The organism is Geodermatophilus amargosae (assembly GCF_041028265.1).
Lineage (GTDB): Bacteria > Actinomycetota > Actinomycetes > Mycobacteriales > Geodermatophilaceae > Geodermatophilus > Geodermatophilus amargosae_A.
The window spans coordinates 324,531-341,419 of record NZ_JABGCW010000002.1 but is presented as its reverse complement, the minus strand read 5'-3'; the positions used below and the strand labels follow the sequence as shown (position 1 = coordinate 341,419).

Sequence of the window (16,889 nt, the reverse complement as noted above, 5' to 3'; positions counted from 1 at the left end):
TCGACGACGGGCGCGCGGCTCAGCCCCAGAAGGCGCGGATCTCCTCGGCCACCGTCTCCGCCTGGGCGCGGCCGGCGCGGGCGCAGGGCTCGCGGGTGGCGGGGTCGAGCGGATTGGTGCCGAAGGCCCGCGCCGCGGTCTCGTCGGCGAGCACCAGGTGCGCCTTCCCGCCCTGGCGCAGCACGGCCAACTCGTCGTCCAGCGAGGGCCCGAGCGGACCACCGGCCATCCCGGCCATCGGCGCGACGACGAGCACGGTGTCGCAGCCGGCGGCGAGGTCGGCGTTGGTGGCCGAGCGCATGCCGCCGTCCATGAACCTGCGCTCGCCGATCGTGATCGGCGGGTAGACGGCCGGCACCGCGCACGAGGCGGCGACGGCGTCCAGCAGCGGGAAGCCGGTGTCGCGGTCGACGGCGAGGAACTCCCCGTCGGCGGTGTCGACGACGGTGACGACGAGCCGCCGCTCCGGCCACTCCGGCGTCCCGATGCGCCCGCCGATGACCGCGCGCCGCTCCGACTCCGGCATCGTCTGCGCCTGCAGCGCGAGCGCGCCGATCCGGGCCCGCGCGTCCTGCTGCCCCGTCGCGCCGGCCAGCGCCGCGGCGAAGCCCGCGACGAAGGCGGCGCCGTCGAACTGCACGGCCCGCTCGGTGGCCGGCACCGGGCCGAGTTGTGCCTCGTAGAGCTCCTCGAGGTCGGCGCCGGTGCGCAGCAGGGTGCCCACGATCGAGCCGGCCGAGGTGCCCACCACCAGGTCGGCGTCGCGGAGGTCCACGCCGGAGGCGGCCAGCCCGGACAGCAGGCCGACCTCCCATGCGATCCCGGCGATGCCGCCGCCGCCGAGGACGAGTGCGCGGCTCACCTCAGAACTCCGAGACGCCGGCGTCGACGGCCATCTCGTGGGAGGTGACGTAGCGGGACTCGTCGGAGGCGAGGAACAGGACGACGTCGGCGACGTCCTCGGGCTGCGTGACGTCGACGGGCAGGAGGTTGGTGAACATGCCGGCCAGTCTGGGGTCACCGCCGATCGCGGCGCCGAGGGCGGCCTGCATGTCGCCGCCGCCCATGCCCGTGGCCACAGCGGTCGGGTGCAGGCTGTTGACCCGGATCGAGTGCTGCGCGAGCTCGGCGGCGAAGGCCTTGGCCCTGCCGCGCACCGCCCACGTGCTGGTCGTGTAGTGGACCATGAACGGCTGCACCTTGAGCCCCGCCGCGGAGCTGACCAGCACGATCGACCCGCCACCGGCCCGCACGAGGTGCGGCGCGGTGGCCATGACGGTGTTCCACACGCCGGTCACGTCGACGTCGAGGGTGCTGGCGAAGACCTCCGGCGCGACCTGGTCCCAGGCCCGGGGGCTGCAGATCCCGGCGTTGGCGACGACGACGTCGAGGCGGCCGAGCTCGGCCCCGCCGCGGTCGGCGGCCTCCGTCAGCCCCGCGAGGTCGCGGGCGTCGACGACCGCGCGCACCGCCCGCCGGCCCTGCGCCTGGACCTGGCGCACCGTCTCGTCGAGGTCCTGCTCCGTCGCGGGCGGACAGGCGACGTCGGGCAGCTCCCCGCACACGTCGACCAGCACGACGTCGGCGCCCTCGGCCGCCAGCCGGACGGCGTGCGCCCTGCCCATCCCCCGCGCCGCGCCCGTGACCAGCGCGACCCGGCCCTCCACCCGTCCTGCCATCGCCACCTCCGCCCCGGCCCCGTCCCGGGTCCCGCCGCGAGCTCGCGAACGGAGGGGAGGAGGGGGTCCTTTCCACGACCCGCGTCACGCCAGGAGTCATGTGCACTCAGTGCAAGGTCCTAGGGTCGACGCCGTGACGCAGTCCGCGCGGGAGGCCTCCCGGCTGGCCACCTGGCGGGCGCTGCGGGAGGCGACGGTCCGGCTGGTCACCGAGCGCGGCTTCGCGGCGGTCACCGTCGACGACGTCGCCGCGGCCACCGGCACGTCGCGCCGGACGTTCTTCGACTCCTTCCCCACCGAGGCCGCCGCGCTGTTCGACCCCGATCCCGAGCTGGCCGGCCGGCTGCAGCGCCTGACCGGGGAGGCACCGGTCACCGACGACCCGTGGGCGGACCTGCGGTGGATCTGCGTGTCGTTCGTGCGGTGGGGCCCGCCGGACACGATCGTCGTCCACCGCCTGGGGGCCGCGTCCGGGGAGCTGCTCGGCTACCCGGTGCAGGTGCACCGGCACGTGGAGACCGCGCTGGAGGTCTGGGCACTCCGGCGCTTCCCCGACGACCCGCTGGGCGCGCGCCTGCTGTCCGCGGCGGCGGGTGCGGCGCTCGGGACGGCGTTCCTGACGTGGGACCCGGCCACGCCTGCGGAGGAGTTCGTCCGGCTGGCCGACCGGGCACCGGCCGCGGTGACCGTGCGCCGGCCGGGGACGGAGGAGACGTGACGGGGATGCCACCGGGGCTGGCCGACGAGGCGGCCGCCGCGCTCGGGGAGGACGAGGCCGACGCCTTCCTGGCGCGGGCCGGCCTCGTCCTGCCCGACGTCACCGCCGCCCTGGGGCGCCTCTACGGCGACCGGGGCGGCGAGCTGACCGGCCGGGCGCTGCGCACCGCCCTGCAGGCCGCCGCCGAGCGGCCCGCGGCGCTGCGCCGGCTCGACCGCCGCCGGGAGATCGACCCGGCCTGGTTCCAGTCGCCGCGGGTGCAGGGCTACGTCTGCTACGTCGACCGCTTCTGCGGCACCCTGCGCGAGCTGCCCGGGAAGCTGGACCACCTCGAGGCGCTGGGCACCACCTACCTGCACCTCATGCCGCTGCTGCGCCCGCGCGAGGGCGAGAACGACGGCGGGTACGCGGTGGCCGACTACCGCGCCGTCGACCCGCGGCTGGGCACCATGGCCGACCTCGAGGCCGTGGCGGAGGCGCTGCACGGGCGCGGCATGAGCCTGTGCATCGACCTGGTCCTCAACCACACCGCCCGCGAGCACCGGTGGGCGCAGGGGTGGCTGGCCGGCGACCCGGCGTACGCGGGCTTCTACACCGCCTTCCCCGACCGGCAGCTCCCCGACGCCTACGACGCCACGATCCCCGAGGTCTTCCCCGACCGGGCGCCCGGCTCGTTCAGCTGGGTCCCCGAGGCCCTCGGCGGCGCCGGCGGCTGGGTGTGGACGACGTTCTGGCCCTACCAGTGGGACCTCGACTACACCAACCCCGAGGTGACGCTGGCGGTGCTCGGCGAGATCACCTGGCTGGCCAACCGAGGCGTCGACGTCTTCCGCATGGACGCCGTCCCGTTCATGTGGAAGCGGCTGGGCACCAGCGGCCAGAACCTGCCCGAGGCGCACGTCCTGCTGCAGCTGCTGCACGCGCTGACCCGGCTGGCCGCCCCCGGGGTGGTGTTCAAGGCCGAGGCGATCGTGGCGCCGGACGACCTGGTGCAGTACCTCGGCGCGCACGAGCGGTACCGGCCCGAGTGCGAGCTGGCCTACCACAACCAGCTCATGGTCCTGCTGTGGAGCAGCCTGGCCACCGGCGACGCCCGCCTGGCCCGCCAGGCGCTGCGCCGGATGCGGCCGATCCCGCCGGCCACCACCTGGTGCACCTACGTGCGCGGGCACGACGACATCGGCTGGGCGGTGACCGACGCCGACGCCGCCGCGGTCGGTCTCGACGGGTTCGCCCACCGCCGGTTCCTCAACGACTTCTACTCCGGCCGCTTCCCCGGCTCCTTCGCCCGCGGTGCGCTGTTCCAGGAGAACGAGGCCACCGGCGACGCCCGGGTCTCGGGGACGACGGCGTCGCTGTGCGGCATCGAGGACGCCCTCGACCGCGGCGACGACGCGGCACTGGAGGCGGGGCTGCGCCGGCTCGGGCTGCTGTACGCGGTGGCCTACGGATTCGGCGGCATCCCGCTGCTGTACTCCGGCGACGAACTGGCCCAGCGCAACGACGCCGGCTACCTCGCCGACCCCGCGCTCGCCCCGGACAACCGGTGGATGCACCGCCCGCCGCTGGACTGGGCCGCCACCGCGCGCGCCGCCGACCCGCGGAGCCTCGGGGGCCGGGTGACGGCGCTGCTGCGGCGGCTCGCCGGGGCCCGGCGGGGGCAGCCCGCGCTCGCCGGGGGCACGGAGTCGGAGGTGGTCGACGCGGGCAGCGACGCCGTCCTGGTCTGGCGCCGCCGGCACCCGCGCGGCGGCACCTTCGTCGGGCTGGCCAACGTGAGCGCGCGGCCGCAGACCGTGGACGCCGACACCGTCACCGGCTTCGGCACGTACCCCTGCGTCGCCGGCAGCGACGGCACGCTGCCGGTCGAGGACGGCCGGCTCGTCGTCCCCGGGCTCGGCTGGGCCTGGTACGCCGAACCCTGACCCACCCCACGCACACAGGAGGACACGTGGCACGGATGGACCTGCGGGTGCGGGTGCTCGGCCGGCTGCTGGGCCGGATGTCGATCGCGTCGATGGACGACGAGCGGCTGCGCACGGCCCAGTCGCGGTCGGTCCCGCACGACCCGGTGACCGACCTGCTGCTCGGCGGCGTGGCCCGCGGCGTGCGGCTCACCGACGGGACGGCGCGCGGCGAGGTCGGCCCCGTGCCCGTGCGCACCTACCGGCCCGAGGGCGCGAGCGGTCCGCTGCCACTGGTCGTCAACTTCCACGGGGGCGGGTGGACGCTGGGCGACCTGGACTCGGCCGACTGGCTGTGCAGCAACGTGGCGGCCACGGTCGGCGCCGTCGTCGTCTCGGTGGACTACCGCCTGGACCCGGGCACCGCTGGCCGGCCGCGGCGGAGGACTGTTACTGCGCGCTGGCCGACGTCGTGGCGCGGGCGGAGGAGTTCGGCGCCGACGGCAGCCGGGTCGCGGTGATGGGCGACAGCGCCGGGGGCGACCTGGCCGCGGTCGTCACCCTGCTCGCCCGCGAGCGCTCCGGCCCGCGGATCGTGCACCAGGGGCTGGTCTACCCGTCGGTCGACCTCACGATGAGCAGCCCCTCGATCGACGAGAACGCCTCCGCGCCGATCCTGACGAAGGCCGACTGCCTCGCCTTCCGCGACCACCACCTCGGCGGCCAGGACCCGCACCACCCGCACGCCTCACCGCTGTTCGCCGCCGACCACTCCGGCCTGCCGCCGGCGCTGGTGCAGGTGGCCGAGCACGACCCGATCCGCGACGACGGCGTGGGCTACGCCAGGGTGCTGCGCGACGCCGGCGTGCCGGTCCGGTTGACCGAGTACGTCGGCATGCCGCACGGGTTCCTCGCCTTCCCGCGGCTGTGCCGCTCGGCGCCACAGGCCCTGGCCGAGCTCTGCGCGCAGCAGACGGAAGCGCTCGCCGCCACTCGGTGAGCGCCCACTCACCCCGACGGGTCATGTCCCCGGAGCCCCCGCGCGCCGATCAGGAACGGGAGACCCCCGTCGGTGAAGGAGCGCGACATGGCCCGGCCCCCCGCCGCGTCCACCCTGGGCGCGCTGCTCGTCGCCGCCTGCACGGTCGCGATGCTGGCCACCTTCGTCCTCCCGGCCGCCGCCGCGGCGCTGGTCTCCGACGTCACCCAGGCCCTGGCCGCCGGTGCTGCCGCCGTGACCACCGCCCGGCACGCGGCCCGCTGCAGCGGCCGGCGGATGCGCGCGGCCTGGGCGCTGCTGGCGGCGGCGTGCGCCTCCTGGTGCGCCGGGCAGGCGTACTGGGCGGTCCTCTCCGCCCACGGTGAGGCGCCGTTCCCGTCGCTGGCCGACCTCGGCTTCCTCGGGTTCGCCGTCCTCTCCGTGCTCGCCCTCGTCGTGCACCCCGCGGGCGGCGGGCGCACCGGCCGCTGGCAGCGCTGCCTCGACGCGGTGATGACCGCCGGCGCCGTCGGCCTGGTCAGCTGGCAGACGGCGCTGGGCGCGGTGCTCCGCGAGGACACCGGCCACGACGTCGCCGTCCGCCTGCTCCTGGCCGCCTACCCGGTCGCCGACGTCGCCCTCGTGGTGCTCGCCGTCCTGCTCGTCACCCGCACCCCCGGCGACCGCCGGCCGCTCAACCTCGTCGCCGCCGGGGTCACCGCCATGGCGGTCGCCGACAGCGCCTTCACCTACCTCGCCGCCACCAGCGCCTACGACGGCGGCACCGTCGACGCCGGCTGGGCGCTCGCCTTCGTGCTGCTCGCCGTCGCGGGCCTGTGCCGCCCCGCACACGACGCCGACGCCACGGGCAGCGGCGCCACGGTCCGGCGGACCAGCGCCGCGGCCTCCCTGCTGCCCTACGCGCCGGTCACCCTCGCCCTCGGGGTGGCCCTCACGCGCTCGCTGTCGGGGACGACGCTGCAACAGGCCGAGGAGCTCGTCGTCGCCCTGGTCATCGCCGCCCTGCTGGCCCGCCAGTACGGGACCGTGCGCGAGAACGTCCGCCTGGCCGACGACCTCGCCGCCCGCGAGGCGCAGCTGCGGCACCTGGCCTTCTCCGACCCGCTCACCGGCCTGGCCAACCGGTCGCTGTTCCTCGACCGGCTCGAGCACGCGCTCTCGCTGCACGCCCGCGACGGGCGGCCGATCGCCGTCGTGTTCCTCGACCTCGACGACTTCAAGTCGGTCAACGACACCCTCGGCCACGCCGCCGGTGACGACCTGCTGCGGCACGTCGCGCACCGGCTGCGCGGAGCCCTGCGCGGCGGCGACACGGTGGCCCGCCTCGGCGGCGACGAGTTCGCCGCGCTGCTCGAGGACGGCGGCGACCCGCGGGAGGCCGCCGCCCGGATCGCGGCCGCGATGGACCTGCCGTTCCCCGTCGCCGGGAGCCTGCGGGCGGTGGGTGCGAGCACCGGCGTGGTGGCGCTGTCCGCCGGCGACGCCGCGGCGGGCGCCGACGAGCTCATGGCCCGCGCCGACGCCGCCATGTACACGGCCAAGCGCGCCGGCAAGGGCCGGGTCGTGCACCACGGCGTCCACGTCTGATCTCTGCTCCCGGCCGGGCGCCGGGCCCGGACGGATGACAGGGTGGGCGGGTGACCGACGTCGTGCGCCGGGACGGGCGTCGTACCCCCGCTGTCCGTGACTACCGGGGGCACGGCATCCACGCCGCCCCGGGGGTGCACGAGTACGCCGCGGCCCTGGCCCGGTCGCTGCTGCCCGACGGCGGCCGGGTGCTCGAGGTGGGCTCGGGCTGCGGCGCTCTGGCGCTGCGGCTGAGGGACGCGGGGGTCGACGTCGTCCCCACCGACCTGGACCCGCCGCACGACTGGATCGCCCGTCTCGACCTCGACGACCCCGAGTGGACCGAGGACACCCGCGGCCCGTTCGACCTGGTGGTCTGCGTGGAGACGCTGGAGCACGTGGAGAACCCGCGGCAGGTGCTGCGCTCGATCCGCGCGCTGCTGCGCCCCGGCGGCCGGCTGCTGGTGAGCACGCCCAACGTCACGCACCCGCACTCGCGGCTGCTCACGCTGCTGCGCGGCGCGCCGTACGTCTTCGGCCCGCGGCTCTACCACTCCCCCGGGCACATCACCCTGCTGCCGGACTGGATGCTCACCGAGCACGTGCGGCTGGCCGGCTTCGACGACGTCGAGGTCACCACCGCCGGCGACACGTTCTACCGCGGCCCGATGCGCGCGGCCTACCGGGTGGAGATGGCCGCGCTCTGGCTGCTGGGCATCCGGCAGCGCGCCACCTCCGGCGACGGCGTCTGCACCTTCCTCACCGCCACCGCGGTCTGAGCCGGCGACGGTGTGCGCCGGGGCCGCACCCTCGCGCACCGGACCCCGCGTCGGCGCACACCGTCCGGGGCCGCGTCAGATGGGGAACTCGACCCCCTGCGCGAGCGGCAGCTCGCCGGAGAAGTTGATCGTGTTGGTCGCCCGGCGCATGTAGCCCTTCCACGCGTCGGAGCCGGACTCGCGGCCGCCGCCGGTGGACTTCTCCCCGCCGAACGCGCCGCCGATCTCCGCCCCCGAGGTGCCGATGTTGACGTTGGCGATGCCGCAGTCGGAGCCGTCGGCGGCGAGGAACCGCTCGGCCTCGGCCTGGTCGGAGGTGAAGATGCTCGACGACAGCCCCTGCGGCACGTCGTTGTTGAGCGCCACCGCCTCCTCCAGCGTCCGGTAGGGCAGCACGTACAGGATCGGCGCGAAGGTCTCCTGCCGGACGACGTCGGTCTGGCCGGGCATCCGGACCAGCGCCGGCTCGGCGTAGTAGGCGTCCGGCGCCTCGTCGGCCAGCCGCCGCCCGCCGCCGGCGAGCACCTCCCCGCCCTGCTGCCGCGCCGCCTCGAGCGCGTCCTGCATCGCCTTGTACGCGGCGTCGTGGACCAGCGGGCCGACGAGCGTGCCGGCCTCCAGCGGTGAGCCGATCGGCAGCCGGCGGTAGGCGGCCGCGACCCGCTCGGTCAGGGCGTCGACGACGTCGACGTGCGCGATCAGCCGGCGCATCGTGGTGCAGCGCTGCCCGGCGGTGCCGGCGGCGGAGAAGACGATGCCGCGGGTGGCCAGGTCGAGGTCGGCCGACGGCGTGACGATCGCGGCGTTGTTGCCGCCGAGCTCGAGCAGCGACCGGCCGAAGCGGTCGGCCACCCGCGGCCCGACGAGCCGGCCCATCCGCGTCGAGCCGGTGGCGCTGAGCAGCGCGACCCCGGGCGAGGCCACCAGCGCCTCGCCGACGTCGGCGCCGCCGAGGACCACCTGGCTGAGCCCCTCGGGCGCGCCGGTCTCGGCGATCGCACGGTCCAGCAGCGCGGCCGACGCCAGTGCCGACAGCGGCGCGAGCTCCGACGGCTTCCACACGACCGGGTCGCCGCAGACCAGGGCGATCGCGGTGTTCCAGGACCACACGGCGACCGGGAAGTTGAAGGCGCTGATGACGCCGACGACGCCGAGCGGGTGCCAGGTCTCCATCAGCCGGTGGCCGGGGCGCTCGGAGCTGATCGTCCGGCCGTAGAGCTGGCGCGAGAGCCCGACGGCGAACTCGCAGATGTCGATCATCTCCTGGACCTCACCGGCCGCCTCGGAGGTGATCTTGCCGACCTCGATGCTCACCAGGGCGGCGAGGTCGGCCTTGTGCTCGCGCAGCAGCTCGCCGAGGCGGCGCACCAGCGCGCCGCGGACCGGCGCGGGGACCGTCCGCCAGGTCCGGAACGCCTCGCCGGCCCGCGCGACGGCGGCCTCGACGTCGGCCGCGGTGTCCCGGCGGACCGAGGCGACCGGCCGGCCGTTGACCGGCGAGGTGACGGGGTCGCCGCCCGCGACGGCGTCGAGGTCGACACCGCAGCGGGTGGCGGCCTCGGCCGCCAGGCGGGCGAGGTCCTCGGCCGTGGGCAGGGTGGTCACAGAGGTGCTCCTCGGGTTCGGGGTGGGGGTCTCAGACGACGTTGAGCTCGGGCCGGACGCCGGCACCGGAGAACCTACGGACGTCGAAGACGGACACGTCGACGAACGGCTGCTCGCCGAGGTACAGGTCGCGCACGACCTCGCCGACGGCCGGGCCCATGAGGAACCCGTGCCCGGAGAAGCCGGTGGCGTAGAGGAACCCCTCGACGCCGGCGGCGCAGCCGATGAGCGCGTTGTGGTCGGGCGTCATCTCGTACAGGCCGGCCCAGCCGCCGGCCACGCCGACGCCGGCCAGGGCGGGGGCGCGCCGCTCGATCGCCGCGGCGAGCCGGGGCAGCCACGCGTCGGAGCGGGTGAGCCGGAAGCCGGGGGTCTCGTCGGGGTCGGACATGCCCATGAGCAGGCCCTGCCCCTCCCGGTGGAAGTAGAAGGAGGTGTCGAAGTCGATGGTGAACGGCGTGTGCGGGTCCACGCCCGGCACCGGCCCGGTCACCAGCACCTGGCGGCGCAGCGGGGTCACCGGCAGGTCCACCCCGGCCCAGGCGCCCACCTCGGCCGACCAGGCGCCCGCGGCGCAGACCACCGTGTCCGTGCGGATCGTCCCGGCCGCGGTGTGCACCGCGGTCACCCGCCCGCCGTCGACGTCGATGCCGGTGGCCGCGCACCGCGGCAGCAGCGTGGCCCCGGCCCGCCGGGCGGCCGACGCGTAGCCCAGCACCACCGACTCCGGCGTGCAGTGCCCGTCGGTGGGCGAGAACGCGGCGGCGAGCAGGCCGTCGGCGTCGACCAGCGGGGAGAGCCGGAGCGCCTCGGCGACGTCGACCATCCGGCTGGGCACGCCGAGGGAGTGCTGCACCGCGACCGCGGCCTCGAAGTCGGCGACCGCCTGCGGCGTGGACAGCAGGAACAGGTACCCGACCGGCGCGAAGTCGATCTCCTGGCCGAAGCGGGCGGGGAAGTCGCGGAAGGTCTCCAGGCTGCGCGCGCCGAGGGTGACGTTCACCGGGTCGGAGAACATCGCCCGCACGCCGCCGGCCGCCTTGCAGGTCGATCCGGCACCGAGGGCGTCCCGGTCGAGAAGGACGACGTCGGGCACGCGGGCGCGGGCCAGCTCGTACGCGGTGGCCAGCCCCGTCACCCCGCCGCCGATCACCACGACGGACGCCGAGGCGGGCACCTGGCGCGACGGTCCGGTCACCGGGGACCTCCTGCACGGACGGGGACGGGTCCCCATCCTGCGTCCTCCGGGGCCCGCAGCACCACGTCCGGCCGCGGGCCCGCCGCGGATCAGGCCGGCTCGACGCCGAAGGTGACGGCCAGCCGCTCGATCTTGCGGGCACGGCCCAGCCGGGGCAGGTCGCTGCCGTCGCGGACGACCTGGCCACGGGCCTCGAAGTCGGCGAGGAACGACCGCGCCCAGGCGACGTCGGACGGCGCGGGGCTGATCACCTCGTTGATGACGGGCGCCTGGTCGGGGTCCAGGCAGAGCTTGCCGGTGAGCCCCAGGGAGACGGTGACCGCCGACTGCTCGCGCAGCACGGGGTGGCTGGTGCTCACCGTCGGGCCGTCGATCGGGCCGGGCAGGCCGCCGATCCGGCTGGCCACGACCAGCCGGGAGCGCGGATAGGCCATGGCCAGGTCGTCGGCGCTGGTGCCGGTGTCCCGGCGGTAGTCGCCGCTGCCGAACGCCAGCCGGAAGGCGCCGCGCGCCCGGGCCACGGTGACCGCCTCCTCGATGCCCAGCGCCGACTCCACCAGCGCGAGCACCGGGGTCGAGCCGCCCAGCCGGTCGAAGGTCTCGGTGACGTGCTCGCCGGCCTCGGTCTTGGCCAGCATCACGCCGGCCAGCCCGGGCAGGCCCGCGAGCGCCGCGACGTCGCCCTCCCACCACGGCGTCGAGCGGTCGTTGATCCGCACCCAGGCCGGGCGGGCCGCGTCCCCGAGCCAGGCGACGACGCCGGCGCGGGCCTCGTCCTTGTGCGCCGGGTCGACGGCGTCCTCGATGTCGAGGACCACCTGGTCGGCGCGCGAGGCGTACCGCTCCTCGAACAGCTCGGACCGCGCGCCGTTCACCAGCAGCCACGAGCGCGCGTCCGCCGGGCCGACCCTCCGTCGTGTCGTCATGACGTCATCCTCGCCCGCTCCGTGCCGCGCTCCGCGGTCCGACTCCCGGCCAGCGGCAGCTGTGAGCGAGGGCACGCCGACCACTTCGGATGGTGAGCCGACCGGATCGGTCGGTCCGCCGTACCGTGGTCCGCGTGGCGCGACCGTTCCGGCAGCAGATCGACGAGGGCATCCTCGACCGTGCTGCCGCACTGTTCGCCCGCCGCGGCTTCGCCAAGACCTCGGTGCAGGACGTCGCCGACGCCGTCGGCCTGTCGAAGGCCGGGCTGCTGCACCACTACCCCAGCAAGGACGCCCTGCACGAGGCCGTGCTCGCCCAGGCGGAGACGCTCGGCGAGCGGGTGCTCGAGCAGGTCGAGCACCTGCCGCTGGGCGCGGGCCGCGACCGCCGGGCCGTCGAGGTCCTGGTCGACGTCGCCCTCGCCCACCCCGGCGTCGTCGCCCTGCTGCTCGCCCCGGCCACCCAGGACGAGCCCGGCGCCGAGGGGTCGCTGACCGACGGGGCCGGCGCCATGGCGCTGGCCGCCTTCGGCGTCGACCCGGAGACCACCGATCCCGAGCGGTGCGTCCGCGTCGTCGGTGCCCTCGGCGCGCTCGCCGTCCTCACCCTCGCCGCCCGGCAGGCGGACCTGACCCTCGCGTGGCGGCCCTACGTCGTCGGCACGTGCTTCGACGCGCTCGGTCACCGCCGTCCGCGCGCGACCCCCTCCCACCCCTCCCAGACAGAGGCCTGATCGTCCATGGCAGTCCTGCTGTCCCGTCTCGGGACATCCTCCGCACGGCACCGGTTCGCCGTCCTCGCCGTGTGGCTCCTGGTCCTCGTGGCCGGCGGCGTCGGCGCGGTCACGCTCGCCGGGGAGACGTCGACCAGCTTCTCCATCCCCGGACAGGAGTCCACGACCGCGCTCGAGCGGATCGGCGAGGAGTTCGGCGAGGTCGCCGGCGGCGTGTCGGCGCGGGTCGTCGTCGCCGCTCCCGAGGGCGGCACGCTGACCACCCCGGAGAACGCCGCCGCGCTGACCGGGCTGGCCGGCACGCTGGGCGAGCTCCCGGGCGTCGTCTCGGCCACCGACCCGCTGGACCCGGCGGCCCCGTCGGTCAACCAGGACCTGACCACCGGCTACAGCACGGTCACCTACGACGCCGGGGCCGGCGGGGTGACCCCCGAGCAGCAGGACGCGCTGCTGGCGGCCGTCGAGGACGCCCGCGGCACCGGGCTGACCGTCGAGGTCACCGGCCAGGCGATCGAGGAGGTGCCCGCCGTCGGCGGCCCGTCGGAGGCCATCGGCGTCGTCGTCGCCCTCGTGGTCCTCGCCGTCACCTACGGCGCCCTCGTCGTGGCCGGCATGAACCTGCTGACCGCGCTGGTCGGCGTGGGCGTCGGCGTCCTCGGCATCACCATCGCCACCGGGTTCACCGACCTGTCCTCGACCACGCCGATCCTGGCCGCGATGCTCGGCCTCGCCGTCGGCATCGACTACACGCTGTTCATCGTCACGAGGCACCGGCAGGAGCTGGCGCGGGGCACCGACGTCCGCCGGTCCATCGGGCTGGCCGTCGGCACCGCCGGCTCGGCCGTGGTGACCGCGGGCCTCACCGTCGTCATCGCGCTGGCCGGCCTGTTCGTCGCCGGCATCCCGTTCCTCACCCAGATGGGCCTGGCCGCGGCCGCCACCATCGTCGTCGCCGTGCTGGTGGCGCTCACGCTGGTGCCCGCCGTGCTGTCCCTCCTCGGGCTGCGCGTGCTGCCGAGGAAGCGCCGGGCGGCGACCGCCGCGGCCACCGCCGACGCCCCCGTGCCCGCGCGCGGCCGGGGCTTCCTCACCGGCTGGGCGGCCACCGTCAGCCGGCACCGGGTGGTGTCGCTGCTGCTGGCGATCGTCGCGCTCGGCGTCGTCGCGATCCCGGTCGCCTCGATGCAGACGACGCTGATCCAGACGCCGGGCGAGGGCACCACCCAGGCCCGCGCCGACGCGCTGCTGGCGCAGGGCTTCGGCGAGGGCTTCAACGGCCCGATCACCGTCCTGTTCGAGGGCGACGGGGCCGTCGAGGCCGCCGGTCAGGCCGCGGGCACCGTCAGCGGGCTCGACGACGTCGCCCTGGTGGCGCCGCCCGTCCCCGACGCCGACGGCACCGCCGCGCTGCTCAACGTCATCCCGGAGTCCGGCCCGACCACCGCGGCCACCGAGCAGCTCGTCGCCGACCTGCGCGCCCAGCTGGGCGACCTCGACGGCGTCGAGGCCTCGGTGACCGGCCAGACGGCGGTGAGCGTCGACGTCGCGCAGAGCCTGGACGCGGCGCTGCCGGTGTACCTGCTGCTCGTCGTCGGGCTGGCGCTGGTCCTGCTGGTGCTGGTCTTCCGGTCGCTGCTGGTGCCGCTGGTCGGCGTCCTGGGCTTCCTGCTGACCATCGGCGCCTCGCTCGGCGCCACGGTGGCGGTGTTCCAGTGGGGCTGGCTGGCCGACGTGGTCAACCTCGACACCACCGGCCCGCTGCTGAGCCTCACGCCGATCCTGGTGATCGGCATCCTGTTCGGGCTGGCGATGGACTACCAGGTGTTCCTGGTGTCGCGGATGCACGAGGCGCACAGCCACGGCGCCTCGCCGCTGGACTCGATCCGCACCGGGTTCCGGCAGGCCGCACCGGTGGTCGTCGCGGCCGCGCTGATCATGTTCTCGGTGTTCGCCGGGTTCGTGCCGGCCGGCGAGCCGACGATCAAGTCGATCGCCTTCGCGCTGGCCATCGGGATCCTGTTCGACGCCTTCGTCGTCCGGATGGTGCTGGTGCCCGCCGCGCTGGCGCTGCTCGGCGAGCGGGCCTGGTGGCTGCCGCGCTGGCTGGGCTGGCTCCCGGCGGTCGACGTCGAGGGTGCCGCACTGGACAAGGACCCGGGCGCTGCCCGCGAGCCGGAGCTGGTCGGCGACCCGCGCTGACCCCCGGCACCGCACACGGCCCGCCTCCCCTCCCGGGGAGGCGGGCCGTGGTGTCTCATGACGGGTCGGTGGAGGTCCCACGCGGAGGAGGCACGGTGTCCGGTCCCGAGGTCCTGCGGTACGTCGCTTTCAGCGGTGACCCGTCCGGCGGCAACCCCGCCGGCGTCGTCCTGGACGCGACCGGCCTCACCGACGAGGAGATGCTGGCGATCGCCGCCGACGTCGGGTTCTCCGAGACCGCGTTCCTGCTCCCCCGCCCCGACGGGCTGGACGCGCGCTACTTCAGCCCGCTGGCCGAGGTCAGCTTCTGCGGTCACGCGACGATCGCCACCGCCGTCGCCTCCGCCGAGCGCAACGGCGCCGGCACCCTGCACCTGCGCACCCGGGCGGGCGAGGTGCCGGTGCGCACCGAGCGCAGCGCCGACGGCGCCTGGACGGCGACGCTCACCAGCGTGCCGCCGCGGACCGCGCCCCTGGACGACGGCGACCTGCGCGACCTCCTGGCGCTGCTGCGGCTCTCCGCGGACGACCTCGACCCCGCCCTGCCGCCGCGCGTCGCCTACGCCGGCGCCTGGCACCCGGTGCTGGCGCTGGCCTCGCGCGAGCGGCTCGCCGTCCTCGACTACGACGTGGCCGGGCTCGGGCGGCTGATGGCCGACCGCGCCTGGACGACGGTCGCGCTGGTGTGGCGGCAGGACGCGGCCACCTTCGCCGCCCGCAACCCCTTCCCGCCCGGCGGCGTGGTGGAGGACCCCGCCACCGGCGCCGCGGCGGCCGCCCTGGGCGGCTACCTCCGCGAGGGCGGGCACGTCGAGACGCCCGCCCGGCTCACCGTGCTGCAGGGTGCGGACATGGGCCGGCCGAGCACGCTGTCGGTGCACGTCCCGGCCGGGACCGGCGGCATCGAGGTCAGCGGCACCGCCGTCGCCATCCCGGCCTGACCCACTCCCCACGACCTCCAGGAGGCGACGTGCGAGCCGTCCGGATCGACCGCACCGGTGGGCCCGAGGTGCTCACCGCCCGGGACCTGCCCGACCCCGAGCCCGGCGACGGGCAGGTGCTGGTCGACGTCGAGGCCGTGGGCGTCAACTTCCGCGACGTCTACGAGCGCGAGGGGCGCCCGCCCTACGGCTCGTCCCTGCCGGCCGTCGTGGGTGCCGAGGGCGCCGGCCGCGTCGTCGGCACCGGCGAGCGGGTGGCGTGGCTCGGCGTGCCCGGCAGCTACGCGAGCCGGGTCGCCGCGCACCCGGACGAGCTGGTGCCGGTCCCCGACGGCGTGCCCACCGAGCTGGCCGCGGCCGTGATGCTGCAGGGCTGCACCGCGCACTACCTCGCCGCCGAGTCGTACCCGGTGGCCGAGGGTGACTGGGTGGTGGTGCACAGCGCCGCCGGCGGGGTCGGCCTGCTGCTCACCCAGCTCGTGCGCGGACGCGGCGGCCACGTGCTCGCGACGACGTCCACGGAGGAGAAGGCGGAGCTGGCCCGGGCGGCCGGCGCGGACGAGGTGGTCGTCGGCTACGACGGCTTCGCCGACCGGGTGCGCGAGCTCTCCGGGACGGGCGCGGCCGCGGTCTACGACGGCGTCGGGCGGACGACCTTCGCCGAGGGGCTCACGGCACTGCGGCCGACCGGCCGGATGGTGCTCTACGGCGCCTCCAGCGGGCAGCCCGAGCCGCTGGAGCTGCAGCGGCTGGCCTCGCACGGGTCGCTCTACGTGCAGCGGCCGACGCTGGGCACCTACACGCGGACACCGGAGCTGCTGCGGTCGCTGGCCGGCGCGGTGCTGGACCTGGCCGCCGCAGGCCGCCTCGACGTCCGGATCGGCGGCCGCTACCCGCTGGTGGAGGCGAGGCGCGCGCACGAGGACCTCGAGGGCCGGCGCACCACCGGCAAGCTGCTGCTGCTCCCGGCCGGCTGATCCCCGCCGGGCAGCGGCACGGCCACGGGGGGCGCGGGCGGAGGCCCGGGGTGCGGTTGTCCCGGGACGGTCGGGGTAGTTCCCCAGTCAGGTCCTCTTCGTCCGGGCGGCCCCGGACCCGGCGGCCTGGACTCCCCCGTCCCGGAAGTGAGCTCATGCTCCCCGCACCTGCCGACGACGCGACCGCGACCGCGGCACCGTCGTGAGCCTGCACCCGTCGGAGCCCGTCACGGGCGCCCACGCTCCCGCCCGCGGACCGGTGCTCGCCGGGCAGCGGTGGGAGTGGCGCTTCCTCAGCATGCCGACCTCGGTCCGGGGGATGCGCCAGGACCTGCACGACCTCCTCGACGGCACGGTGCCGTCCGCCGACCTGGTCGACGACCTGGTCCTGGCCGCCAGTGAGGCGGCCGACAACGCCGTGGAGCACGCGCAGCGGCCGACGCAGCCGTTCTTCGACGTGTGCGCCGAGATCGACGGCTCCGGGGTGACCGTCACCGTCCGGGACCACGGGACGTGGCGGCAGCCCCGGATCCCCACGGTGCGGGGACGCGGGCTGGCGATGATGGACGCCCTGGCCGAGACCACCGTGACGGCGAGCGTCCGCGGGACGACGGTCACCATCCGGTGCCGGTACGCCGGCCCGGGCCGCGCGGCCGGCTGAGG

General features: G+C 76.1%; 14 protein-coding genes and 1 pseudogene. 10 read left to right on the top strand and 5 right to left on the bottom strand.

The genetic code is table 11. From position 1 onward, the window contains the following. Positions 1–19: 19 nt before the first annotated feature. A complete protein-coding gene (locus HLV61_RS02615; RefSeq protein WP_369252665.1) occupies positions 20–862 on the bottom strand; it encodes a patatin-like phospholipase family protein in 843 nt (280 codons plus the stop codon). Position 863: 1 nt separating this feature from the next. Beyond that, the gene (locus HLV61_RS02610; RefSeq protein WP_369252663.1) at positions 864–1,679 is read right to left on the bottom strand and encodes a mycofactocin-coupled SDR family oxidoreductase; all 816 of its coding nucleotides are present in this window, start codon (positions 1,677–1,679) and stop codon (positions 864–866) included. A gap of 133 nt (positions 1,680–1,812) precedes the next feature. Here HLV61_RS02610 and HLV61_RS02605 point away from each other — a divergent pair, with 133 nt between their 5' ends. The 5 genes and pseudogenes from HLV61_RS02605 (at position 1,813) to HLV61_RS02585 (ending at position 7,646) form a co-directional block, all read left to right on the top strand. Then, positions 1,813–2,397 carry a TetR family transcriptional regulator gene (locus tag HLV61_RS02605; RefSeq protein ID WP_369252661.1) on the top strand — a complete coding sequence of 195 codons (585 nt, stop codon included), beginning with the start codon at positions 1,813–1,815 and terminating at the stop codon, positions 2,395–2,397. Between the two features lie 5 nt (positions 2,398–2,402). Next, positions 2,403–4,322, top strand: coding sequence for an alpha-amylase family protein (locus HLV61_RS02600; RefSeq protein ID WP_369252977.1), 1,920 nt, complete (start codon positions 2,403–2,405; stop codon positions 4,320–4,322). Positions 4,323–4,357: 35 nt separating this feature from the next. After that, positions 4,358–5,301: pseudogene (locus HLV61_RS02595) on the top strand (alpha/beta hydrolase). Between the two features lie 87 nt (positions 5,302–5,388). Next, the gene (locus HLV61_RS02590; protein WP_369252659.1) at positions 5,389–6,888 is read left to right on the top strand and encodes a diguanylate cyclase domain-containing protein; all 1,500 of its coding nucleotides are present in this window, start codon (positions 5,389–5,391) and stop codon (positions 6,886–6,888) included. Positions 6,889–6,938: 50 nt separating this feature from the next. Beyond that, entirely contained in the window at positions 6,939–7,646 is a 708-nt protein-coding gene (locus HLV61_RS02585) for a class I SAM-dependent methyltransferase (protein WP_369252657.1), read from the top strand. Between the two features lie 75 nt (positions 7,647–7,721). Here the strand turns inward: HLV61_RS02585 and amaB are convergent, their stop codons facing one another. The 3 genes from amaB to HLV61_RS02570 form a co-directional block, all read right to left on the bottom strand. Beyond that, positions 7,722–9,251: an L-piperidine-6-carboxylate dehydrogenase gene (amaB, locus tag HLV61_RS02580; RefSeq protein WP_369252655.1), complete on the bottom strand. Its 1,530-nt coding sequence runs from the start codon at positions 9,249–9,251 to the stop codon at positions 7,722–7,724. Positions 9,252–9,282: 31 nt separating this feature from the next. Then, positions 9,283–10,449: an NAD(P)/FAD-dependent oxidoreductase gene (locus HLV61_RS02575; RefSeq protein ID WP_369252653.1), complete on the bottom strand. Its 1,167-nt coding sequence runs from the start codon at positions 10,447–10,449 to the stop codon at positions 9,283–9,285. Between the two features lie 89 nt (positions 10,450–10,538). Then, positions 10,539–11,375 (bottom strand): HpcH/HpaI aldolase/citrate lyase family protein, encoded by an 837-nt coding sequence (locus tag HLV61_RS02570; protein WP_369252651.1) that lies wholly within the window; start codon positions 11,373–11,375, stop codon positions 10,539–10,541. 134 nt (positions 11,376–11,509) lie between these two features. Between HLV61_RS02570 and HLV61_RS02565 the strand changes: the two genes are divergently transcribed. From HLV61_RS02565 to HLV61_RS02545, 5 genes are all read left to right on the top strand, one after another. After that, on the top strand, positions 11,510–12,109 hold the full coding sequence (locus HLV61_RS02565) for a TetR/AcrR family transcriptional regulator (protein WP_369252649.1): 600 nt from the start codon (positions 11,510–11,512) through the stop codon (positions 12,107–12,109). A gap of 6 nt (positions 12,110–12,115) precedes the next feature. Next, the gene (locus tag HLV61_RS02560; protein WP_369252647.1) at positions 12,116–14,308 is read left to right on the top strand and encodes an MMPL family transporter; all 2,193 of its coding nucleotides are present in this window, start codon (positions 12,116–12,118) and stop codon (positions 14,306–14,308) included. A gap of 95 nt (positions 14,309–14,403) precedes the next feature. After that, a complete protein-coding gene (locus HLV61_RS02555) occupies positions 14,404–15,249 on the top strand; it encodes a PhzF family phenazine biosynthesis protein (RefSeq protein ID WP_369252645.1) in 846 nt (281 codons plus the stop codon). 29 nt (positions 15,250–15,278) lie between these two features. Continuing rightward, positions 15,279–16,226, top strand: coding sequence for a quinone oxidoreductase family protein (locus tag HLV61_RS02550; RefSeq protein WP_369252643.1), 948 nt, complete (start codon positions 15,279–15,281; stop codon positions 16,224–16,226). Positions 16,227–16,428: 202 nt separating this feature from the next. Beyond that, positions 16,429–16,887, top strand: coding sequence for an ATP-binding protein (locus tag HLV61_RS02545; protein ID WP_369252641.1), 459 nt, complete (start codon positions 16,429–16,431; stop codon positions 16,885–16,887). Positions 16,888–16,889 lie beyond the last annotated feature (2 nt).

What these genes read in the sequence shown, in the direction of transcription:
- HLV61_RS02610 (WP_369252663.1), bottom strand. Translation starts at nt 1,679, where the DNA reads ATGGCAGGACGGGTGGAGGGCCGGGTCGCGCTGGTCACGGGCGCGGCG.
- HLV61_RS02570 (WP_369252651.1), bottom strand. Translation starts at nt 11,375, where the DNA reads ATGACGACACGACGGAGGGTCGGCCCGGCGGACGCGCGCTCGTGGCTG.
- HLV61_RS02560 (WP_369252647.1), top strand. Translation starts at nt 12,116, where the DNA reads ATGGCAGTCCTGCTGTCCCGTCTCGGGACATCCTCCGCACGGCACCGG.
- HLV61_RS02600 (WP_369252977.1), top strand. Translation starts at nt 2,403, where the DNA reads ATGCCACCGGGGCTGGCCGACGAGGCGGCCGCCGCGCTCGGGGAGGAC.
- HLV61_RS02590 (WP_369252659.1), top strand. Translation starts at nt 5,389, where the DNA reads ATGGCCCGGCCCCCCGCCGCGTCCACCCTGGGCGCGCTGCTCGTCGCC.